At 38.7% G+C, this 21,695-nt stretch carries 21 protein-coding genes and 1 tRNA gene; all 22 read left to right on the forward strand.

Annotated features, from left to right (window positions below; genetic code table 11):
- The first annotated feature begins 196 nt into the window (after positions 1-196).
- The 22 genes from ispE to M3189_RS23395 all read left to right on the forward strand — a co-directional run bounded on the left by ispE (position 197) and on the right by M3189_RS23395 (position 21,671).
- A complete protein-coding gene (gene ispE / locus M3189_RS23290) occupies positions 197-1,066 on the forward strand; it encodes a 4-(cytidine 5'-diphospho)-2-C-methyl-D-erythritol kinase (RefSeq protein WP_251638563.1) in 870 nt (289 codons plus the stop codon).
- Between the two features lie 55 nt (positions 1,067-1,121).
- On the forward strand, positions 1,122-1,952 hold the full coding sequence (gene purR, locus M3189_RS23295; protein WP_251638565.1) for a pur operon repressor: 831 nt from the start codon (positions 1,122-1,124) through the stop codon (positions 1,950-1,952).
- A 1-nt stretch (position 1,953) separates the two neighbouring features.
- Positions 1,954-2,328, forward strand: coding sequence for a 2-iminobutanoate/2-iminopropanoate deaminase (ridA, locus tag M3189_RS23300; protein ID WP_251638568.1), 375 nt, complete (start codon positions 1,954-1,956; stop codon positions 2,326-2,328).
- Between the two features lie 178 nt (positions 2,329-2,506).
- Positions 2,507-2,797 (forward strand): septation regulator SpoVG, encoded by a 291-nt coding sequence (gene spoVG, locus M3189_RS23305; RefSeq protein ID WP_003347151.1) that lies wholly within the window; start codon positions 2,507-2,509, stop codon positions 2,795-2,797.
- Positions 2,798-2,988: 191 nt separating this feature from the next.
- Complete coding sequence (gene glmU, locus M3189_RS23310) at positions 2,989-4,362, forward strand: bifunctional UDP-N-acetylglucosamine diphosphorylase/glucosamine-1-phosphate N-acetyltransferase GlmU (protein ID WP_251638570.1); 1,374 nt, start codon at positions 2,989-2,991, stop codon at positions 4,360-4,362.
- A gap of 20 nt (positions 4,363-4,382) precedes the next feature.
- On the forward strand, positions 4,383-5,339 hold the full coding sequence (locus M3189_RS23315) for a ribose-phosphate diphosphokinase (RefSeq protein ID WP_251638572.1): 957 nt from the start codon (positions 4,383-4,385) through the stop codon (positions 5,337-5,339).
- Between the two features lie 99 nt (positions 5,340-5,438).
- On the forward strand, positions 5,439-6,074 hold the full coding sequence (locus M3189_RS23320; protein WP_251638574.1) for a 50S ribosomal protein L25/general stress protein Ctc: 636 nt from the start codon (positions 5,439-5,441) through the stop codon (positions 6,072-6,074).
- Positions 6,075-6,210: 136 nt separating this feature from the next.
- Positions 6,211-6,771, forward strand: coding sequence for an aminoacyl-tRNA hydrolase (gene pth, locus M3189_RS23325; RefSeq protein WP_251638626.1), 561 nt, complete (start codon positions 6,211-6,213; stop codon positions 6,769-6,771).
- 130 nt (positions 6,772-6,901) lie between these two features.
- Entirely contained in the window at positions 6,902-7,132 is a 231-nt protein-coding gene (locus M3189_RS23330; protein WP_095250675.1) for an anti-sigma-F factor Fin family protein, read from the forward strand.
- Between the two features lie 111 nt (positions 7,133-7,243).
- Positions 7,244-10,777 carry a transcription-repair coupling factor gene (gene mfd, locus M3189_RS23335; RefSeq protein WP_251638576.1) on the forward strand — a complete coding sequence of 1,178 codons (3,534 nt, stop codon included), beginning with the start codon at positions 7,244-7,246 and terminating at the stop codon, positions 10,775-10,777.
- Between the two features lie 173 nt (positions 10,778-10,950).
- A complete protein-coding gene (spoVT, locus tag M3189_RS23340) occupies positions 10,951-11,487 on the forward strand; it encodes a stage V sporulation protein T (RefSeq protein ID WP_095250673.1) in 537 nt (178 codons plus the stop codon).
- 102 nt (positions 11,488-11,589) lie between these two features.
- On the forward strand, positions 11,590-13,212 hold the full coding sequence (locus M3189_RS23345; protein ID WP_251638580.1) for a putative polysaccharide biosynthesis protein: 1,623 nt from the start codon (positions 11,590-11,592) through the stop codon (positions 13,210-13,212).
- Between the two features lie 6 nt (positions 13,213-13,218).
- Positions 13,219-14,679, forward strand: a complete 1,461-nt coding sequence (gene mazG, locus M3189_RS23350; RefSeq protein WP_251638582.1) for a nucleoside triphosphate pyrophosphohydrolase — start codon at positions 13,219-13,221, stop codon at positions 14,677-14,679.
- 17 nt (positions 14,680-14,696) lie between these two features.
- On the forward strand, positions 14,697-14,966 hold the full coding sequence (locus tag M3189_RS23355; RefSeq protein WP_090767940.1) for an RNA-binding S4 domain-containing protein: 270 nt from the start codon (positions 14,697-14,699) through the stop codon (positions 14,964-14,966).
- Between the two features lie 90 nt (positions 14,967-15,056).
- Positions 15,057-15,359 carry a sporulation protein YabP gene (yabP, locus tag M3189_RS23360; protein ID WP_095250671.1) on the forward strand — a complete coding sequence of 101 codons (303 nt, stop codon included), beginning with the start codon at positions 15,057-15,059 and terminating at the stop codon, positions 15,357-15,359.
- On the forward strand, positions 15,356-15,988 hold the full coding sequence (yabQ, locus tag M3189_RS23365) for a spore cortex biosynthesis protein YabQ (protein WP_251638585.1): 633 nt from the start codon (positions 15,356-15,358) through the stop codon (positions 15,986-15,988). The genes yabP and yabQ overlap by 4 nt, the downstream gene beginning before the upstream one ends.
- A 13-nt stretch (positions 15,989-16,001) precedes the next feature.
- Complete coding sequence (locus M3189_RS23370) at positions 16,002-16,394, forward strand: FtsB family cell division protein (protein ID WP_251638587.1); 393 nt, start codon at positions 16,002-16,004, stop codon at positions 16,392-16,394.
- Between the two features lie 88 nt (positions 16,395-16,482).
- Positions 16,483-16,926: a S1 domain-containing RNA-binding protein gene (locus tag M3189_RS23375; protein WP_251638589.1), complete on the forward strand. Its 444-nt coding sequence runs from the start codon at positions 16,483-16,485 to the stop codon at positions 16,924-16,926.
- Between the two features lie 126 nt (positions 16,927-17,052).
- A tRNA-Met gene (locus tag M3189_RS23380) sits at positions 17,053-17,126 on the forward strand.
- A gap of 252 nt (positions 17,127-17,378) precedes the next feature.
- A complete protein-coding gene (gene spoIIE / locus M3189_RS23385; RefSeq protein ID WP_251638591.1) occupies positions 17,379-19,859 on the forward strand; it encodes a stage II sporulation protein E in 2,481 nt (826 codons plus the stop codon).
- Positions 19,860-19,954: 95 nt separating this feature from the next.
- Positions 19,955-20,692 carry a vWA domain-containing protein gene (locus M3189_RS23390; RefSeq protein WP_251638628.1) on the forward strand — a complete coding sequence of 246 codons (738 nt, stop codon included), beginning with the start codon at positions 19,955-19,957 and terminating at the stop codon, positions 20,690-20,692.
- A complete protein-coding gene (locus M3189_RS23395) occupies positions 20,661-21,671 on the forward strand; it encodes a protein kinase domain-containing protein (RefSeq protein WP_251638629.1) in 1,011 nt (336 codons plus the stop codon). Before M3189_RS23390 ends, M3189_RS23395 begins: the two co-directional genes overlap by 32 nt.
- Positions 21,672-21,695: the final 24 nt, after the last annotated feature.

Here is a 21,695-nt window from a genome sequence, read left to right on the forward strand (position 1 = left end):
AAGATGTAGTTCACAGTATTACAATTTGTTATGCCACACTTGCTTCTCAATGTTTAAACAAATCAGACACCACGGTAAGGCCAGGGGAAAAAAGCCCCTGGCCTTTAATTATTATCGCTTGACTTTTTTCCTATTTGAAGTTTTGTGGTAAAATAGGAAAAAATATATGATCGATATAGAAGTGTAGGTGGGCGTAGTGAAGCTTTTGGTAAAAGCACCAGCCAAAATTAATTTATCCTTGGATGTTTTGTATAAGCGTCCTGATGGTTTTCATGAGGTTGAAATGATCATGACGACGATTGATTTGGCGGACCGAGTTGAGTTGACATTGTTAGAACAGGACAAAATACATATTCTTTCCCATAATCGCTATGTTCCTGACGATCAACGGAACCTGGCCTTTCAAGCAGCTCAATTGTTGAAAGACCGATATCAAGTAAAAAAGGGTGTTAAAATAACCATTGAAAAAACCATCCCTGTTGCGGCTGGGCTGGCTGGAGGAAGCAGTGATGCTGCTGCAACCTTAAGGGGACTTAATAAACTTTGGAATCTCGGTTTAACGTTGGACGAGTTAGCCGATCTAGGTTCTGAAATAGGTTCAGATGTATCATTTTGTGTGTATGGCGGGACTGCTTTAGCCAGAGGCAGAGGAGAAAGGATTACAGACCTCCCTGCTCCGCCAACATGCTGGGTCATTCTAGCGAAACCATTTATTGGTGTTTCTACCGCAGAGGTTTATCGACGATTAGATATAAACGGAATGGAGCATCCAAATATTAGCGAAATGGTTAAAGCTATTGAAAACAATGATTATCAAAGCGTATGTGATAATGTCGGAAATGTCTTGGAGGATGTAACGTTAAAGCTTCACCCTGAGGTAGCACAAATCAAGGAGCAAATGAAGCGTTTTGGTGCAGATGCTGTTTTAATGAGCGGAAGCGGTCCAACTGTTTTTGGAATTGTTCAGCACGATTCTAGAATGCATCGGATATATAATGGACTAAGAGGCTTTTGTGACCAAGTTTTTGCTGTCCGAATGCTTGGAGAACGACACACCCTTGATTAAAAACGGACAATAGTGATATTCTATTAATAGAATATTCGTCTTTTGGAGGATTGTTATGAAGTTTCGCCGCAGTGAACGATTGATTGATATGACGAGCTATTTACTTGACCATCCCCGCCAGCTTGTACCGCTCACCTTTTTTGCTGAACGTTACTCTTCTGCGAAATCTTCTATCAGTGAAGACTTAGCAATCGTGAAAGAGACCTTCGAACAAAGAGGTATTGGGACTTTACAAACAGTGCCAGGTGCAGCGGGTGGAGTTAAATTTTTTGTAAATGTCAGCGATGATGAAGCAAGACCATTTGTAAATGAATTATGTTCGTTGATTGCACACCCAGATCGCCTTTTGCCTGGAGGATATTTATATTTAACTGATATTTTAGGTGATCCAAACATTGTTCAAAAGGCCGGTCGGATTATTGCATCTGCCTATGTGAATACAAAGATTGATGTAGTCATGACGGTTGCAACAAAGGGAATTCCGCTTGCGTATGCTGTCGCGAGTCAGTTAAATACTCCTGTTGTTATTGTGAGGAGAGATAGTAAAGTCACAGAAGGTCCAACAGTTAGTATCAACTATGTTTCTGGATCGGCAAAGAGAATCCAAACCATGTTGCTCTCAAAGAGGAGCTTGGCACAAGGCTCAAAGGTCTTAGTTGTCGATGACTTTATGAAGGCTGGTGGAACTGTAATGGGAATGATCAGCTTGCTAGAGGAATTTAATGCTCAAGTAGCTGGAATTGCTGTTTTGGTAGAAGCTGAAAAAATTGAAGAACGTCTCGTCGATGAATACAAATCGCTTGTTAAATTGACTGACGTTGATGTAAAGGAAAAAAGGATTCAGGTTACAGAAGGAAACTATTTTAAGCGCAGAACGGAGGAATAATATGAAAGTTGTTCAAACCAACCAAGCACCTGCAGCGATTGGACCTTATTCGCAAGGAATCATTGTTAACAATCTATTTTATAGCTCAGGGCAAATCCCATTAACAGCTGAGGGAGAAATGACTCTCGGCGGAATAAAAGAACAGACTCACCAAGTTTTTAAAAATTTGGGAGCAGTACTTTCAGCTGCAGGGGCGTCTTTTGATACCGTTGTTAAGGCGACAGTCTTTATTAAAAGTATGGATGACTTTGCCTCAATTAACGAAGTATATGGTGAATATTTTTCAACGAATAAACCGGCGCGTTCCTGTGTTGAGGTAGCGCGGTTACCTAAAGATGCATTAGTTGAAATCGAAGTAATTGCGCTCGTGAAGTAATCATGAGCGTTTTTTTGTATATTAGCACTATGAATAATATTAATATATCTGACTTTTAAAAATGTTCACTATTTTGCCTAAAATATTTTTAAAAAAATAAATATAAAAGAAGGATTTACTAGAGTCCATGTTGAATTAATAACACTAGCTTTTTAACATAAGAAAAGGGTGTGAGCACATGGAAGTAACAGACGTAAGATTACGCCGTGTTAACACGGATGGTAGAATGAGAGCGATTGCATCAATTACATTAGATAACGAATTCGTTGTTCATGACATTCGCGTTATTGATGGAAACAATGGTTTATTTGTCGCAATGCCAAGTAAGCGTACTCCAGATGGAGAATTTCGTGACATTGCGCATCCTATCAATTCTGGAACGCGCGGTAAAATTCAAGAAGCTGTTTTGGCTGAATATCATCGTTTAGGTGAATTAGAAGTGGAATTTGAAGAAGCCGGAGCTTCCTAGAAAGAATTAAACAGCCTAGAGCCTACTACATAAGTAGTGCTCTTTTTTTATTCCTCCCTATCTCCTCTTTCATTCCTCCCTAATTTTTTCAAAATAACAAATTCGAACACTTTTCTTACATTCCTTGAAATGACTGACTAATTACGTTAATATTTTTAGTGGATAAAAAGGTTAAATTGGAGGACTTGAACATGCATAATCGTTATGCTGTGATTTTGGCCGCAGGACAAGGTACCCGGATGAAATCAAAGCTTTATAAAGTGTTGCACCCAGTATGCGGCAAGCCGATGGTTCAACATGTAGTGGACCAAGTGAAGAAGCTAAACATTCAAGAAATGGTTACCGTAATTGGCCATGGAGCTGAAAAGGTAAAAGGACAATTAGGGGAAGAAAGCCATTATGCGCTTCAAGAAGAACAGCTAGGGACTGCACATGCCGTAATGCAGGCACAAGAGATGCTCGAAGGCAAAGATGGGATTACCATTGTAGTCTGTGGTGACACTCCTCTAATTAAGGCAGAAACGATGGAGTCATTATTTAAACATCATAAAGAACATTCGGCGAAAGCAACAATTCTTACAGCAAGAATTGATGACCCGACAGGATATGGTCGAATTATTCGAAATGAAAAGGGACTCGTTGAAAAAATCGTTGAACATAAAGACGCAACAGAGGCAGAGCGAGAAATAAATGAAATCAATACAGGAACCTATTGCTTTGATAATGCTGCATTGTTTGAAGCATTAAATAAGGTTTCAAATGATAATGTTCAAGGTGAATATTATCTGCCGGATGTCGTAGAAATCCTGAAAAATCAGGGAGAAGTGGTTACGGCTTTCCAAACAAATGATTTAGAAGAGACTCTTGGTGTAAACGACAGAGTTGCTTTGGCTGAAGCAGAAAGAATTATGCGCAGCCGCATAAATGAAAGTCATATGCGAAATGGAGTTACCATTATTGACCCTGCAAATACATACATCGAAGCAGATGTTGTAATTGGGCAGGATACGATAATCCTTCCAGGAACGATAATAAAAGGCAGGACAGTGATTGGAGCAGAATGCCAAATTGGTCCAAACTCAGAAATTAATACTTGTGAGGTTGGAAATGAAACGGTAATCCGTCAATCAGCGGCTTACAACAGTAGTATTGGCTCTCTCGTTAATATTGGTCCCTTTGCCCATATTAGACCAGATTCAGCGATAAGTGATGAAGTGAAAATTGGAAACTTTGTTGAAATCAAGAAGGCTGTTTTCGGCAAGGGAAGCAAAGCTTCGCATCTAAGCTATATTGGTGATGCTGAGGTTGGAAGTGATGTAAATATAGGCTGCGGCTCTATAACGGTTAACTATGATGGTAAAAATAAATTCTTAACAAAGATTGAAGATGGAGTCTTTATAGGCTGTAATTCTAACTTAGTTGCTCCTGTTACTGTTGGAAAAGGAGCTTATGTAGCTGCCGGTTCAACAATAACAAAAAACGTACCTGGAAATGCATTATCCATTGCACGTTCACAGCAGGTAAACAAAGAAAATTATGTCGATAAGCTTAATGTGAAAAAATAGGTAGAATATTGGAGGGCATTATGTCGAATCAATACTTGGATCCAAACTTAAAGGTATTCAGTCTAAATTCAAATCTCCCGTTAGCAAGAGAGATTGCCAAAGTGATTGGTGTGGAACTAGGAAAAACCTCGGTAACAAGATTTAGTGATGGAGAAATCCAAATCAATATCGAAGAAAGTATCCGCGGCTGTGATGTGTATGTTATTCAATCGACTAGTTCTCCAGTTAATGAAAATATTATGGAAGTACTAATCATGATTGATGCTCTAAAAAGGGCCTCTGCTAAAACAATTAATATTGTTATGCCATACTATGGCTACGCCCGCCAGGACCGTAAAGCACGTGCACGTGAGCCGATTACAGCTAAATTAGTGGCAAACCTCCTTGAAACAGCAGGGGCAACCCGTGTTATCTGTTTAGACTTGCACGCACCACAGATTCAAGGTTTCTTTGAAATTCCGACAGATCACTTAATGGGTGTACCTATTTTAGCCGATTATTTCCAAAAGAGAAATTTTGAAGGGGATATTGTCATTGTTTCTCCTGACCATGGTGGAGTAACGCGGGCTAGAAAATTAGCAGAGCGTTTAAAAGCCCCGATTGCGATTATTGACAAACGTCGTCCAAGACCTAATGTTGCTGAGGTAATGAATATTGTTGGTAACATTGAAGGTAAAATTGCCATCCTAATTGATGATATTATCGATACAGCAGGAACTATCACGCTAGCTGCCAACGCTTTAGTCGAAAATGGCGCTTCAGAAGTCTACGCTTGCTGTACACACCCTGTTTTATCTGGACCGGCGATGGATAGAATTCAAAATTCAAAAATTAAGGAATTAGTTATCACAAATTCTATTTCTATGCCAGAAGAGAAAAAGACGGATAAGATTATTCAACTTTCTGTAGCACCTTTACTTGGTGAAGCCATTATCCGTGTCCACGAAGAACAATCTGTAAGTACTTTATTCGATTGATCAACTAGAATCCTTTTACAAAAATATGTTTAGACCTTCCTGTTTTGGGGAATTTTTATAGAGACTGTTAAGAACAAAACTAGGAAGGTGACTAAACTCATGAGCACGGTTTTACAGGCAAAGGAACGTAAGGAACTTCGCAGTTCGGAATTAAGGAAAATTAGAGAAACGGGAAATATTCCTGCTGTCATTTATGGCAGAAAGATTGAAAGCAAACCGGTTTCTGTCAGCTCAGCGGATTTAACAAAAACCATCCGATTAGTCGGCAGGAATGGCGTTATATCTCTTGATGTTGACGGCAGCAGGCAAGATGTTGTTTTATCTGATTACCAAGAGGATTTTATTAAAAAGGAAATCATTCATGTTGATTTTCTTGCCGTTGATAAATCCTCTAAAATTAACGTAACGGTCAGACTCGTCCTAACGGGTGAAGCAGCTGGAGTTAAGGATGGCGGGGTCCTGCAGCAGCCTGTCCATGAATTATCGATTACTTCCACTCCTGATGAGATACCACAGCAAATTGAAGTGGATGTAACGAACCTCCAGGTTGGTGAAACCATGAAGGTTTCCGATATCCTCTATCAGGGATCGTTTACCATCAATCATGAGGAAGATGAAGTAATCGCAAGTATCCTTCCTCCTCGACAAGAAGAGGAAATTAATTCAGGAGAGCAGCAAGAAGGCGGCCATCCTGTTAATGAAGAAGGCAGAGAAACGGACCCGGTGGGAGAATAATAGTACAGACGTAACCTATACTCAGGTTACGTCTTTTGTCGCATTTGTCATAAAAAAGACGTATTATTAAGTGGGAGAGAATAGGATGCTTAGGGAATTATTTAACAGGTGGACTAAGCCGAAAGAGAGGGAAAAAATGAAATTAATCGTTGGTTTGGGAAACCCTGGAAAACAATATGAAAAAACGAGACATAATATTGGATTTGAAGTCATTGATGAGCTTGCAGATAAATTATCCATTCCATTAAATCAATCAAAATTTAAAGGGCAGTTTGGGATGGGATTCCATAATGGTAAAAAGGTAATTTTACTAAAACCACTGACATACATGAATCTGTCTGGAGAATCAATCAGAGCGATAATGGACTATTATGAAATTGATTTAGAGGATTTGGTCATCATCTATGATGATCTAGATTTGCCTGTAGGGAAAATCAGGCTCCGTCAAAAAGGAAGTGCCGGCGGCCATAATGGAATAAAGTCCACAGTAGCACATCTAGGAACGCAAGAATTTAACAGGATCAGAATCGGAATTGATCGGCCAAAGAATGGGATGAAGGTTCCCGATTATGTGTTGGGACGCTTCCATGAAGATGAATGGGAATTAACAAAAGAGTCTGTACAAAAGAGCGCTGACGCCTGTATAAAATGGTTAGAAAAGCCCTTTTTACAGGTGATGAACGAATTTAATCAGTAAAAGGTTCATGGGATAACCTTTCCTTTCATAAAATAAAGCAATTCTCTTTTTTACACAGTGAATTCCAATGAATAACTTGCCCTTCCAACGTAAATACTAGTAACAATAGTAAAATAGGGAGGGTACCTAGGTGGCCATTCATTACCATTGCCGGCATTGCGGTACAAATTTAGGTTCCATTGAACAGTCTTCGATACACAGTGAAGCACTCGGCCTTCATAAATTAACGGAGCAGGAAAGACAAGAGATGGTTGCATATGACGTGACTGGAAATATTCATATTACGGCCATTTGTGAGGATTGTCAGGAAGCGTTAGAAAGAAATCCAGATTATCACCAATATGATTTCCTCATTCATTAACCAGCTTTGGAAAGCACTCCAAAGCATTTTTCTATTTTTTATAAACACTAAAAATATAGTTAATATAGTCGGTATACGAAAAAAAGATTCAAAGAGAGGAGGAACGAGCTTATGAAAGGTTTAAAATCATTATTTCTAGATCAGGAAGATGTCCACTCCATTATATCTGGAGTTCAGGGAGGCTTGAAGGAACAGCTAATTGCTGGGTTATCGGGTTCATCAAGAACGGTACTAACGGCTGCAATTTATGAGCAGATGAAAAGACCCATTCTCTTTATCACCCATAATCTATTGCAAGCACAAAAACTCTATGATGATATTGTAAATCTATTAAGTGAGGATGAAGTCTTTCTATTTCCAGCCAATGAATTAATTGCGGCTGAGATGAGTATTGCCAGTCCAGAGTTAAAGGCACAAAGAATTGAGGCCTTAAATCATTTAAGTAAAAGGGATAAAGGAATTATTATCGTTCCTGCTGCTGGGCTAAGAAAAGTCATTCCGCCAAAATCTCTGTGGAAACAGTATCAGCTGTCGTTTAAAGTAGGCGATGATTTAGATATTACAAAGGTACTTAATACTTTTGTTAAGACGGGTTATGTTCGGTCGGAAATGGTGTCTACACCAGGAGAGTTTAGTATAAGGGGCGGGATTATTGATATTTATCCGCTCACAGTCACGAATCCAATAAGAATTGAATTATTTGATACTGAGATTGATTCCATCCGCTACTTTTCCCTAGAAGACCAACGTTCTATCGAGAAAACCACTGAGGTTTTGATTGGTCCTGCAACGGAAGTCCTTTTGGGAGCAGAGGATTATAGCAGGCTAATTGGAAAGCTAGAGGATGGGCTGGCAAAAAGTCTTAGAAAATTAAAAGACGATAAAGCAAAGATACAGCTCTCTCAGAATATAAGTTTTGAGCTCGAACAGCTAAAAAATGGCCACAAACCAGACCATGTATTTAAATATCTTTCACTAGCATATGAGGGCGATAGTAGTTTACTAGACTATCTACCGCGCGATGGAATGGTATTTATTGATGAAATAAGCCGGGTTCAAGAAATGAATGACTCATTAATTAAGGAAGAGGCGGAATGGTATACTGCACTGCTAGGTGAGGGTCAAATTATTCATGATTTGACTATTTCCCATGACCTGCCGAATTTACTTCATAAAAATGAGTTTCCAATTCTTTATATGAGTTTGTTTTTACGCCATGTAGCAAATACGAGTCCGCAAAATATTATTAATGTTTCTTGTAAACAAATGCAGAATTTCCATGGCCAAATGCATTTATTGAAATCAGAAGTTGATCGGTGGAAAAAGGGGAATTACTCCATCCTCTTTTTAGCCCCAGATGATGAGCGAGTAAAAAAGCTAGAACGAGTTTTAGAGGATTATGAAATCGAAGCCTCTATTACACGCAGCAATCATCAGCTTTTACCTGGAAAAGTACAGATTATGAAGGGGAACCTGCAAACTGGATTTGAGCTTTCCATTCAGAAGATAGCTGTCATAACCGAGGAAGAACTGTTTACTAAACGTGTCAAAAAGTCTGCCAACAGACAAAAGCTCTCAAATGCCGAAAGGATTAAGAGTTATTCGGAACTTAAAGTTGGCGACTATGTTGTTCATGTTAATCACGGAATAGGAAAATATTTAGGAATTGAAACACTCGTTATTAACGGTGTTCATAAGGATTATCTTCACCTCCGCTATCATGGAACAGATAAGCTTTATGTTCCAGTTGAACAAATAGATCTTGTTCAGAAGTATGTGGCCTCCGAAGGAAAAGAGCCGAAAATTTATAAACTTGGCGGCAGTGATTGGAAAAAGGTAAAAAAGAAAGTTCAATCCTCGGTTCAAGACATTGCAGATGATCTAATCAAGCTATATGCAGAACGTGAAGCAGCTGTCGGTTATGCCTTTTCACCGGATGGGGACATGCAAAGGGAGTTTGAAACCGCCTTTGCTTACCAAGAAACGGAAGACCAGCTTCGCTCTATCCATGAAATTAAGCAGGATATGGAGAAAGCCAGACCAATGGATCGCTTGCTTTGTGGTGATGTAGGTTATGGAAAAACGGAGGTAGCCATTCGAGCTGCATTTAAAGCGATTGCAGATGGCAAGCAAGTCGCACTTCTTGTGCCAACAACGATATTAGCACAGCAGCATTATGAAACGATGAGAGAAAGATTTCAAGATTACCCAATCAATATTGGTCTATTAAGTCGCTTCCGTTCAAAAAAGCAACAAACTGAAACCATTAAGGGATTAAAAGCAGGTACGGTCGATGTAGTGATTGGTACGCACCGTATTCTTTCAAAAGATATTGTTTATCGTGATTTAGGTTTATTGATTATCGATGAAGAGCAAAGATTTGGGGTTACCCATAAAGAAAAAATTAAAAGATTAAAAACAAATATTGATGTTTTAACATTGACAGCAACACCAATCCCGAGAACGCTGCATATGTCCATGCTGGGCGTTCGCGATTTATCGGTTATTGAGACTCCGCCAGAGAACCGTTTCCCTGTACAAACATATGTAATGGAATACAATGGATCGCTTGTCAGAGAGTCGATTGAAAGGGAGTTGGCACGCGCGGGACAAGTTTACTTTTTATATAACAGAGTAGAGGATATTGAACGGAAGGCAGAAGAAATATCCATGCTTGTTCCGGATGCACGAGTGACTTTCGCACATGGGCAGATGTCAGAGAATGAATTAGAATCAGTCATGCTCAGCTTCCTATCCGGAGAGTTTGATGTTTTGGTCAGCACGACAATCATTGAAACAGGGGTAGACATACCGAATGTTAACACGCTGATTGTCTATGATGCAGATAGAATGGGACTTTCTCAGCTTTATCAGCTGCGTGGACGTGTTGGACGGTCAAATCGTGTTGCGTATGCTTATTTCACCCACCGAAAGGATAAAGTATTAACAGAAGTGGCAGAAAAGCGTCTGCAGGCTATTAAAGAATTTACTGAGCTCGGCTCTGGCTTTAAAATTGCCATGCGTGACTTATCTATTAGGGGTGCTGGTAATTTGCTAGGTGCGCAGCAGCATGGATTTATTGACTCTGTAGGATTTGACCTTTATTCGCAAATGCTAAAAGAAGCGATTGAAGAAAGAAAAGGTGATTTGAAAGCAGAGCAAAAGGCTACTGTGGAAATTGATTTAGAAATTGACGCCTATATTCCTGATACCTACATTAAAGATGGCCATCAAAAGATTGAAATGTATAAGCGTTTTAGAGGAGTACAAACATTAGAGGATATTGAGGAACTTCAAGCAGAAATGCTCGATCGCTTTGGAGAATATCCTGAAGAAGTTGATTATTTATTCCAAGTGGCAGAAATGAAAATTTATGCACTGCTTGCGGGTGTTGACATGATAAAGCAAGCAAAACAAGAAGTAACCATTCTCGTAAATGAACGAGCTAGCAGTACGATTGACGGACAGAAGGTATTTGCTATCAGTAGTAAATATCCAAGAATGATTGGGTTAGGAATGGAAGGTCAGAGGCTTAAAATGACCCTCCAGATTAAAGGGCAAGAGCCGGCATATTGGATGAATATAGCATTTGAAATGATTAAAGGTCTCCAAGCGGCGAAAAAGGGTCAAAAAAACCCAGTTTAATATTTATTTACTGAAATAGGACAATTTTCCCATTAACGAAAAAATCTTACGAATGTGTATAGAACTTTCCAGATGAAAGATACTAAGTTCAAAGTTGGTGATGATTCCTACAAAAGGAAAAATTGTCATTACCAAGTTAGTTAAATCATCAGATGAAAGTGAGGCAACATTGGATGAAAGCAACTGGAATAGTTCGTCGAATCGATGATTTGGGTCGTGTTGTCATTCCCAAAGAAATACGCAGAACGCTGCGTATCCGTGAAGGGGATCCGTTAGAGATCTTTGTAGATCGAGATGGAGAAGTTATTTTAAAGAAGTATTCACCAATCAGCGAGTTAAGCGATTTTGCCAAAGAATATGCAGAAGCCCTTTTTGACAGCCTCGGAAACCCGGTTTTAATTTGTGATAGAGACAGTTATATTGCTCTAGCAGGAAGTTCAAAAAAAGATTATTTAAATAAAAATATAAGCGATTTAGTGGAAAAAACAATGGAAGACCGTAATTCAGTTTTAGTTACACAGCAAGGTGATATTGCATTAGCGGATGGGAATGATGAAACCATCTCATCTTATACAATTGGTCCAATCATTGCAAATGGTGACCCAATTGGAGCCGTTATTATTTATGCTAAAGAAGGTACACTTGGTGAAGTCGAGAAAAAAGCTGTTGAAACCGCTGCTGGATTTTTAGCAAGACAAATGGAATCCTAGAACTAATCATATTCCACAAATAAAAGAGACAGCAGAAGCTGTCTTTTTTATTTGTTTCCTATGATATAATACTCTCTAGTTTAGGCAGTTAGGAGATAGGAAATGAAGCCCGTAAATCAATCGAAAGCTCTTTTTAGAGGGGCTTTTATTTTGGCACTTGCAGCACTGATAACAAAAATCCTAAGTGCTGTTTATCGAATACCCTTTCAAAATATTGTCGGGGATGTTGGCTTTTACATATATCAGCAGGTTTACCCGTTTTATGGGCTAGCCGTTGTGCTTGCAACAACAGGTTTTCCGGTTGTCATCTCTAAGCTGTATGCTGAGCAAAGGGATAAAGGAAATCCTGATATAACAAGAAGACTTCTATTCGTCTCATTTATCATCCTGCAGTTTTTTGGAATTTTATGTTTTCTTATCCTTTATTTTGGTGCTGGTTCTATTGCAAACTGGATGAATGATGAGAAGTTAGCCATCTTATTAAGAGTTGTTTCCATTGTCTTTTTATTATTTCCGATTGTTTCTATCTTGAGAGGCTATTATCAAGGCAAAGGAGATATGCTGCCCACTGCACTTTCACAGGTAGGTGAACAATTAATAAGAGCCTTTACGATTCTCCTTTTGGCCTATAGTCTTACGAAGTTAGGATATTCACTGTACCTTATCGGCGGCGGTGCCATGTTTGGGTCGATTACAGGAATTATGGTCTCGGCGATTATCTTGTTTACATTCCTTTGGATACGTAAAGAATGGAGGATAATAACTCCGAGAAAAGGGTTGCTGCTAAGTGATTATGAAGAGGTTAAAAAAATCATTAATGCCCTTACCTTCCAAGGCTTAACAATCTGTATTAGTGGAATGCTAATGATCTTTATCCAAATGGCAGATGCCTTGAACCTATACTCATTACTTACAGAAAACGGAATTGAAAAGGATATGGCAAAGGCAGTAAAAGGGGTATTTGACCGCGGGCAGCCATTAATTCAATTAGGAACCATTATTGCTGCTTCGATGTCGTTATCTCTAGTGCCACTTATCACAAGTGCAAGAATAAAAAAGGATACTTCTTTCCTAGAAGAAAAAATTCAGCTTGCCATTCGGATTAGTATCGTCATTGGGGTGGGAGCATCTGTAGGTCTTTGGGCAATAATTGAACCAGCTAATATCATGTTATTTGAAGATAAAACAGGTTCGTCTGTATTAGGAGTATTAAGTTTTGTGATTCTCCTTAGCTCTATCATTACAACGATTATTGCTATTATGCAGGGGCTGGGGTCATTACTTTATCCAGCAGCAGCTGTTCTAGCAACCTTTCCTTTAAAATATATTCTTAATGCTTTATTCGTTCCTGTATTTGGAACAATGGGGGCAGCAATCGCTACCTTAATCACATTGGCGACGGTTTGTTTTCTATTATATGTAAAATTTAAAAAGATGCAGACCAGTACGGTGCTGTCTGTGCACTTCCTAGGAACAGTTTTGACAGCAGCGTTAATGATGGTGTTACTATTAAAAGGCTGCCTGGCGTTAACTAATATGATTACAATACCGGCTGGTACCGAAAGATTAATGGCATCTATACAGGCTTTAGGTTGTGCTATGTCGGGAGGCTTCCTGTTTCTATTTATCATTATTAGAGGAGGCGTATTTTTAGAAAAGGAACTATCACTATTTCCTTTCGGCAGCAAATTAAGCCTTTTATTATCTAAGAAGAATAGGAGTTAATAGATTATGGGCAAATCAATTGAAATTCTCGGTTTGGGGGCAGGCGACCTTGATCAGCTCCCCTTTGGTGTTTACAAAAAATTAAAGAGTACCAATCATGTTTTTTTAAGGACGAAAGAACACCCTGTAGTAGATGAATTAGTTCAAGAAGGACTAAACTATACATCCTTTGATTCCATCTATGAAAAGCATGACCAATTTGAGGAGGTATATCAGGAGATTGTCCAAACCTTACTACAAAAGGCAAACAAGGAAAATGTGATCTATGCAGTTCCTGGCCATCCTCTTGTTGCAGAGCGTACGGTACAGTTACTCTTGGAGTACGGACCTAAAGACGATATCGATATCCTAATAGGCGGAGGTCAAAGCTTTGTTGATGCCCTCTTTCAATCGTTAAAAATAGATCCAGTGGACGGTTTTCAACTTCTTGATGGAACCGCTCTTCATTCCAACCATCTGCAAATCGACCAGCATATGTTTATCAGTCAGGTTTATGACCCATTTGTAGCATCTAATATTAAGCTGACTCTTATGGAAAGACTTCCTGATGATTATGAAGTGGTCATTGTTTCTGCAGCAGGAAGTAATAATGAACGTATGGAGAAGGTACCTTTGTATGAGCTGGATAGGAGAGTAACTCTTGATAACCTAACCTCTGTCTATGTTCCTCCTGTACAGGACGAACAGATTATGATGAAGAATTTCTCCAAGCTTAGAGAGATTATTGCTGTATTAAGAGGTCCAAATGGCTGTCCTTGGGATAAGGAACAAACACATGAATCCTTGAAGAAATACCTGATAGAAGAAACGTATGAAGTAATTGAGGCAATCGATAGCGGAGATATTGATCATTTAGTCGAAGAGCTTGGGGATGTCTTGCTCCAAGTGATGCTTCACGCCCAGATTGGGGAGGATGAAGGTTATTTTGCTATCGAAGATGTAATTGAGGTGCTTTCTTCAAAAATGATTCGCAGACACCCACATGTCTTTGGAAATAGAGTAGTTGAGAACTCAGAAGAAGTCCTTCAAAACTGGCAGGAAATTAAGAAGCAGGAAAAAGGTGAAACAGAAGTCTCACTACTTGATGGGATATCCATGTCCATGCCTAATTTAGTAAGAGCCTACGAAATTCAGAAGAAAGCCGCAAAAGTTGGCTTTGATTGGCAGGAAATAACGCCGGCTTTGGAGAAAGTGAAAGAAGAGCTAGCGGAATTTGAGAATGAGATAAAGACAGAGAGTCTTATAGATGCAAAAAAAGAATTTGGCGATATCTTGTTTGCCTTTGTTAATGTAGCAAGATTTTTAAAAATCCATCCTGAAGAAGCATTATTTGAAACCAATGAAAAGTTTATGAGAAGGTTTCGATATATTGAAGAAAAAGTAAAGAATAACGAAAAGCCGATAGAGGAACATTCTTTAGAGGAACTCGATCGGTTTTGGGATGAAGCAAAATCAAAGGGATTATAGAATTGGGGGATTCGTAAATGAGACTAGATAAGTATTTAAAGGTGTCAAGATTAATCAAAAGAAGAACTTTGGCAAAAGAAGTATCCGATCAAGGAAGAATTCTCATAAATGGGAAAGAAGCAAAAGCCAGTTCAACAGTTAAGGTTGGTGATGAGCTGACAATCCGTCTTGGACAAAGACTGGTTACAGCAAGAATCGACCAGATTCAAGATACCACTCGAAAAGAAGCTGCAGCTGAGATGTACACGATTATTAAAGACGAAAGAATCGGAGAATCACAGTTCTAATTGTAACAACTATAATGGCTTGTTCTAATTCATTTGCCCTTTACATAAAAATGTAATAAAGGTTGTACAAATGATTGTGAGGGATGAATAATGAGCCAATATTATGAAACAAACCCTGTCAAAAGCACAGTTCCAGAGCACGACGTCATCATGAGAGGTAGGAAACTTCTCGATATAACAGGTGTTAAACAAGTAGAGAGCTTTGATAATGAGGAGTTCTTATTAGAAACCTCTATGGGTTTTTTAGCAATCAAAGGGCAAAATCTTCAAATGAAGAACTTGGACGTAGAAAAAGGAATTGTCTCCATTAAGGGAAAGATATTTGATTTAGTTTACTTAGACGAACAGCATGGGGAGAAAGCTAAAGGGTTCTTTAGTAAGTTATTCCGATGACCCTCTCCACTCAATTTCTCACCATGCTTTCGATGATTATGATGGGGTCGCTGTTTGGTGTAATGTTTGATACCTACCAGCGTTTCTTAGACCGCCCTAATCGAAAGTCATGGATTGTTTTTTTTAATGACTTGTTATTCTGGGTCATACAAGCACTGATTATCTTCTATATCTTATTCCTTGTGAACAATGGAGAATTGCGTTTCTACATTTTTGTTGCCCTCCTTTGTGGTTTTGCTGCCTATCAAAGTTTATTTAAAGGTATTTATCTGAGACTGCTTGAATTCATAATTAAAACGGTAATTGCCATTTACAATTTTTTGAGAAGAACGTTTCAACTACTTATCTATAAACCTGTACTTGGTCTCATCCAGTTGGTTATTTCCATTATCATCTTACTTGGCAGGGGGCTCTATTCCCTTGTCAAATTTGTTTTAAAGATTTTATGGGTTGTTCTTAAGGTAATATGGGTGCCAATTGAAAAAATAGTGTTGCTTCTTTGGAAACTTTTGCCGAAAACTATTAAAAAATCCGTCGAGAAGTTATATAATAAAACGGCAGGAATTTTTATGGAAATCAAGAACTATTTACTAAAGCTAATAAAAAAGTGGAAAAAACCAAAAAAATAAGGGGGGAAGGGAAATGAGCTCAATAGGAGATAAGAATATAGCAAAAATACAAACTACTTATGTCCACCAACAAGAAATCGCAGAAATTGCTTCAGCCAGGAAAAGAAAGCTCCTTTTCAGAAGACTATCCTTGTTCTTAGTTTTTGCCGCCTTGATGTCCTATTTAATGATTACGAGCTTTATTTCCCAGTCCTCCACATTAGATAAAAAAGTGGCACAAAAGAAACAGCTGGAGCAACAGATGATTCAATTAAAAAAACAACAGGAAATCCTGAAAGAAGATATCGTTAAGCTAAATGATGATGATTATCTTGCTAAGCTTGCTAGAAAAGAATATTTCTTCTCCGAAAACGGCGAAATTATCTTTAATATTCCGGAGGAAAGTAAAGGTAAAAACAACCAATAACTAGTCTTATTGACACTTATTTTTCCCATTTTGTATAATATAAAGTAAGTATGATTTTTTTATTTTCTTAAGGAGGAAAATTCTTTTTATGTCAATCGAAGTAGGCAGCAAGTTACAAGGGAAGGTCACAGGGATTACAAAATTCGGAGCTTTTGTGGAGCTGCCTGATGGCTCAACTGGACTCGTACACATCAGTGAGGTTGCAGACAGTTATGTGAAAGATATCAATGACCATCTTAAAGTTGGTGACCAAGTAGAAGTTAAAGTCATGAATGTTGAAAAAGATGGGAAAATTGGACTTTCTATAAAAAAAGCAATAGATAAGCCAGAGGCACCCCAAAGATCCCGTTCACACTCGAGCTCACATTCACAACGCCCTCGTCAAAATAAGTCAAATGATCGAAATGCTCCTAAAGTAGAGACATTTGAGTCAAAAATGGCGAAGTTTTTAAAAGATAGTGAGGACCGTTTAACTTCTTTAAAACGTCATACAGAATCTAAGCGTGGCGGAAGAGGAGCTAAAAGAGGTTAACTTGTTGCTTATATTAAAATATTAATTTAGAAAGACAGGTCTAGCGGCTTGTCTTTTTTGTTTTGTAAATTTTTATTGACATCTAATTTCTCACTATGTATTATATAGTTTGTGCCTTAAATACTTGGCGGTGTAGCTCAGCTGGCTAGAGCGTACGGTTCATACCCGTAAGGTCGGGGGTTCGATCCCCTCCGCCGCTATAACAAAAAGCGAAAGCGCCTAGGCGCTGCAGCTAGACATAATGAAAAGAAGTACTGATTCTGAAATCGGTGCTTCTTTTTTTTGTAAAAATACTCCTTATTCCGACATCCTTTCAACTTGTCAACATTAATTGAATAAATATAGTGGAAACCGTCGAACGAAACTTTGCATACGTTCACTGATTTGACAAAATTCTGAATCTATTAATCTTATAATAGTTTTTAACGAGAATTAATAGAGGAGTGTGAGTTATGGAAAAGCTAGAACGGAGTTTACTAGAACCGGTCGGAGAGGTTAACTTTAAATCCTCTAAATGGTCTTGGGACAGCGTCTTGAAAAAATTCCAGTTAAAAGTTGAATCCTTCTTCCTTGTAAAGGGTTACCTTTTACTTATAGTAGGTTTTTTACTAGGAAGAGCTTTGATATTGTCCACGCTTGCTCCCTTTAGTCTGCCGTTTTTCGCTGCAGTCTTTCTGATAAAAAGAGATCGGTCTCCGCTTGCCTTAGTAGGGTTGGTTGCAGGTGCCGCAACAGTCTCCTTAAAAAATGCTGCTTTTACCTTTTTAGTGTCCATCCTTTTTCTAGTCATTTACCGAATTAGTGAAAGATGGATTAAAAATGAGATGAGAATAGTCCCATTTATTGTGGCCATTATTCTAGGGACAGGAAAATTAGCCGAAGCTTTTATTATCTCTAAGCAGCTAGCATTATATGACGCTATGATGGTTGGAGTTCAAGCAAGTCTTGCCTTTATCTTAACGCTTATCTTTTTACAGAGCATTCCCTTATTAATTTTAAACAAACGCAGGCAGTTATTAAAAACAGAGGAGATTGTCTGCTTAATTATTATGCTAGCTTCTATTATGACGGGAACGATAGGCTGGAAGATTTACGATTTATCACTTGAGCATATTATGTCACGCTACCTAGTTTTAGTATTTTCCTTTATTGCTGGAGCGACGGTTGGTTCGACGGTCGGGGTCGTTACCGGTTTAATCTTTAGCCTTGCAAGTGTTACAAGTTTCTATCATATGAGTTTACTTGCTTTTTCAGGGGTATTGGGCGGCTTATTAAAAGAGGGGAAAAAAATAGGGGTTGCCATTGGCTTGTTTATTGCAACACTGTTAATTGGAATGTATGGTCAGGAGGGCGGTACTGTTTCCTTATCCATTACACTAATGGAGTCCGGTGCAGCTATTTTACTATTCCTTTTAACACCCCAGATATTTACTTCAAAGCTTGCTAAATATATACCAGGTACACCAGAGTACACAACCGAACAACAAAAATATATGAGGAAAATGCGTGATGTGACGGCACAGCGGGTTGCACAGTTCTCTAATGTTTTCCATGCACTTTCAAAGAGTTTTTCACAAATGGAAGTAAAGCCGAGTGAGGACGAAGATGCGCGTGAAATGGATTTCTTTATGAGTCATGTAACGGAAAAAACCTGCAACACCTGCTTTAAGAAGGAGCAGTGTTGGGCGAAGAATTTTAATACTACCTATGGATACTTGGAAGAAATTATTCATGAAATGGATCAAAATGATGGCGTCGTTTCACCTAAATTATCTCGTGAGTGGGAAAAGCACTGTACCCGTTCAAAAAGAGTATATGAAGCAGTCGGGCAGGAGTTGACCTTTTATCAGGCAAACCAAAAGCTAAAGAAACAGGTACAGGAAAGTAGGAAGCTTGTTGCGGATCAATTACTTGGTGTATCCGAAGTAATGGATAACTTCGCAAAGGAAATTCAGCGCGAAAGAGAAAACCATCACAAACAAGAGGAACAAATTATGGAGGCGATTCAGGCATTTGGTGTTCATGTTGAACATGTCGAGATTTATAGTCTAGAGTCGGGAAATGTGGATATCGAAATGTCTGTTCCTTTCTGTAATGGACATGGGGAGTGTGAGAAGTTAATTGCACCGATGCTTTCAGATATACTCGGGGAGCAAATTATCGTTAGCTCTGAAGAATGCGCTGCATACCCGAATGGTTTCTGCCATGTAATTTTCCGGTCATCAAAAGCCTATACCGTTGAAACAGGAATGGCTCACGCTGCCATGGATGGTGGATTTGTATCAGGTGACAGCTATTCCACTATGGAATTGGGGCTTGGGAAGTTTGCAATTGCAATAAGTGATGGTATGGGGAATGGGGAAAGAGCTCATTATGAAAGCAAAGAGACACTAAAGCTTTTACAAAAAATACTGCAATCTGGAATAGAAGAAAGAGTTGCCATTAAGTCAGTGAATTCAATCCTTTCCCTTCGAACAACAGATGAAATTTTTTCAACCTTAGACTTAGCCATGATTGACCTGCAAAACGCTTCAGCCAGGTTCTTAAAAATTGGTTCCACTCCTAGTTTTATTAAAAGGGGAAATAAGGTAATAAAAATCCAGGCTAGTAATCTGCCAATCGGGATGCTAGAAGAATTTGAAGTAGATGTGGTTAGTGAGCAATTAAAGGCAGGAGACTTACTCATCATGATGAGTGATGGAATATTTGAGGGCCCTAAACATGTTGAAAACTACGACTTATGGATGAAACGTAAAATACAAGAATTACAAACAGATGATCCACAGGAAATCTCTGACTTAATATTAGAAGAAGTAATTCGTGCTCGGGATAACTCAATTGGAGATGATATGACCATTGCTGTGGCAAAAATAAAACACAATACGCCGAAATGGGCTAGTATTCCTGTTACGAAAATGAAGAAACAGGCGTAATCAACTATTTTATGCTGTTTATCCTTTGATTATGTATAAATCCCCTCCACCGTGTCGAAAATGGAAGTAACTCGAAAAGTGGAGGGAGAATGAGTATGTATACAGGGAAAATTCGTCAGATTCTATTAATAACCGACGGCTGTTCAAATCAAGGGGAAGATCCTATTGCGATGGCGGCACTGGCAAAAGAACAAGGTATTTCTGTAAATGTTATCGGTGTTATGGAGCAGGATGTAATTGATGAAAAGGGAATGACAGAAATTGAAGGAATAGCCATGTCAGGTGGCGGAGTCAGTCAAATTGTTTATGCTCAGCAACTCTCACAAACGGTCCAAATGGTTACCAGGAAAGCAATGACCCAGACAATCCAAGGTGTAGTAAACCGGGAATTACAGCAAATTCTTGGTCGCTCACAGACCATTGAAGATCTTCCTCCTGAGAAAAGAGGAGAAGTAATGGAAGTCGTGGATGAACTTGGGGAAACTGTCGAATTAGAGGTGTTGATTCTTGTCGACACCAGTGCAAGTATGAAACACAAGCTTCCTACCGTAAAAGAGGCACTGCTTGACCTTTCACTAAGCTTGAACGCACGTACAGGTGATAATCAGTTTGCCGTTTTTGTATTTCCCGGGAAAAAGAATGATGTCGAAAAAATTCTAGATTGGACACCAAAGCTACAATCTTTGACAAGCATCTTCTCCCAGCTTACAACAGGAGGAATTACTCCAACGGGCCCTGCAATTCGTACAGCTCTAACTTCATTTAATTCAAAACGTTCATTAAGGAGTCTTTTGACCGGTGATGATGAATCATTCCTTGAAGAGTCGATGTAAGGTATCACCTGGCAGTATAATTACTGGAAAATGGCATTCAAACAAATATACAGTTTTAAAGGAACTCGGATTTGGAGCAAACGGCATTGTCTACCTTGCTAAGTTTAAAAATACGCAAGTGGCGTTAAAGATGAGCGATAACGGGATGTCGATTACCTCAGAGGTAAATGTATTAAGATCGTTTGCGAAGGTCCAAGGGTCAACCCTCGGACCTTCTTTGCTTGATGTAGATGATTGGAATAGTAAACAGGGGCAAATTTCATTCTATGCCATGGAATATATACAAGGACCTGATTTGCTAACCTTTATTCAAAGAAAAGGAAAGTCGTGGTCCACGGTTCTTTTTTTACAATTGTTAAATGACTTAAATAAATTGCATGAAAATGGCTGGGTATTTGGGGATTTAAAGCCAGAAAACCTGATTGTTACTGGACCAACCCCTAAGATTAGATGCATTGATGTCGGTGGAACAACTCTTCAAGGAAGAGCTATTAAGGAGTTTACTGAGTTTTATGATAGAGGGTACTGGGGATTAGGATCAAGAAAAGCCGATCGCGCTTATGATTTATTTGCAGTTGCAATGATTATGATTAATACGGCCTACCCAAAACGTTTTAATAAAACAACGGGTGGAATCCTCCAGCTTAGAGAAGCCATTCGAAAACAAAAGGATCTACTTCCACTAGAAAAGGTCATTGTGAAAGCACTACATGGACAATACTCAAATGCACTCCAAATGAGAACAGAATTATTATCGCTGGTAATGGATAATAAAAATATACATCCTGAAAATAAACCACCCGTAACCAGGACTAAAGGTTCCCATCAAACACAAAAGGTAAACCAGCCAGTAAAACAGCCTAGGAGCAGGCAGACTTACCGTAGAAGGAAGAAAAAAAGCCGCTGGTTTGAAACAATCAGTATTACAATCTTCATTGCACTTTTATACGTATTGTATATTTTTCAAAAACTTTTATGATTTTTTGAAACTAATGGTTCAACA

Origin of the sequence: Neobacillus niacini (assembly GCF_023715415.1) — a bacterium.
Taxonomy (GTDB): Bacteria; Bacillota; Bacilli; order Bacillales; family Cytobacillaceae; genus Neobacillus; species Neobacillus niacini_C.

Excerpts from the sequence above, each read along its gene's own strand:
- purR (WP_251638565.1), top strand. The coding sequence starts at position 1,122 with ATGAAGTTTCGCCGCAGTGAACGATTGATTGATATGACGAGCTATTTA.
- ridA (WP_251638568.1), top strand. The coding sequence starts at position 1,954 with ATGAAAGTTGTTCAAACCAACCAAGCACCTGCAGCGATTGGACCTTAT.
- spoVG (WP_003347151.1), top strand. The coding sequence starts at position 2,507 with ATGGAAGTAACAGACGTAAGATTACGCCGTGTTAACACGGATGGTAGA.
- glmU (WP_251638570.1), top strand. The coding sequence starts at position 2,989 with ATGCATAATCGTTATGCTGTGATTTTGGCCGCAGGACAAGGTACCCGG.
- M3189_RS23315 (WP_251638572.1), top strand. The coding sequence starts at position 4,383 with ATGTCGAATCAATACTTGGATCCAAACTTAAAGGTATTCAGTCTAAAT.
- M3189_RS23320 (WP_251638574.1), top strand. The coding sequence starts at position 5,439 with ATGAGCACGGTTTTACAGGCAAAGGAACGTAAGGAACTTCGCAGTTCG.
- pth (WP_251638626.1), top strand. The coding sequence starts at position 6,211 with ATGAAATTAATCGTTGGTTTGGGAAACCCTGGAAAACAATATGAAAAA.
- mfd (WP_251638576.1), top strand. The coding sequence starts at position 7,244 with ATGAAAGGTTTAAAATCATTATTTCTAGATCAGGAAGATGTCCACTCC.
- spoVT (WP_095250673.1), top strand. The coding sequence starts at position 10,951 with ATGAAAGCAACTGGAATAGTTCGTCGAATCGATGATTTGGGTCGTGTT.
- M3189_RS23345 (WP_251638580.1), top strand. The coding sequence starts at position 11,590 with ATGAAGCCCGTAAATCAATCGAAAGCTCTTTTTAGAGGGGCTTTTATT.
- mazG (WP_251638582.1), top strand. The coding sequence starts at position 13,219 with ATGGGCAAATCAATTGAAATTCTCGGTTTGGGGGCAGGCGACCTTGAT.
- M3189_RS23355 (WP_090767940.1), top strand. The coding sequence starts at position 14,697 with ATGAGACTAGATAAGTATTTAAAGGTGTCAAGATTAATCAAAAGAAGA.
- yabP (WP_095250671.1), top strand. The coding sequence starts at position 15,057 with ATGAGCCAATATTATGAAACAAACCCTGTCAAAAGCACAGTTCCAGAG.
- yabQ (WP_251638585.1), top strand. The coding sequence starts at position 15,356 with ATGACCCTCTCCACTCAATTTCTCACCATGCTTTCGATGATTATGATG.
- M3189_RS23370 (WP_251638587.1), top strand. The coding sequence starts at position 16,002 with ATGAGCTCAATAGGAGATAAGAATATAGCAAAAATACAAACTACTTAT.
- M3189_RS23375 (WP_251638589.1), top strand. The coding sequence starts at position 16,483 with ATGTCAATCGAAGTAGGCAGCAAGTTACAAGGGAAGGTCACAGGGATT.
- spoIIE (WP_251638591.1), top strand. The coding sequence starts at position 17,379 with ATGGAAAAGCTAGAACGGAGTTTACTAGAACCGGTCGGAGAGGTTAAC.
- M3189_RS23390 (WP_251638628.1), top strand. The coding sequence starts at position 19,955 with ATGTATACAGGGAAAATTCGTCAGATTCTATTAATAACCGACGGCTGT.
- M3189_RS23395 (WP_251638629.1), top strand. The coding sequence starts at position 20,661 with ATGATGAATCATTCCTTGAAGAGTCGATGTAAGGTATCACCTGGCAGT.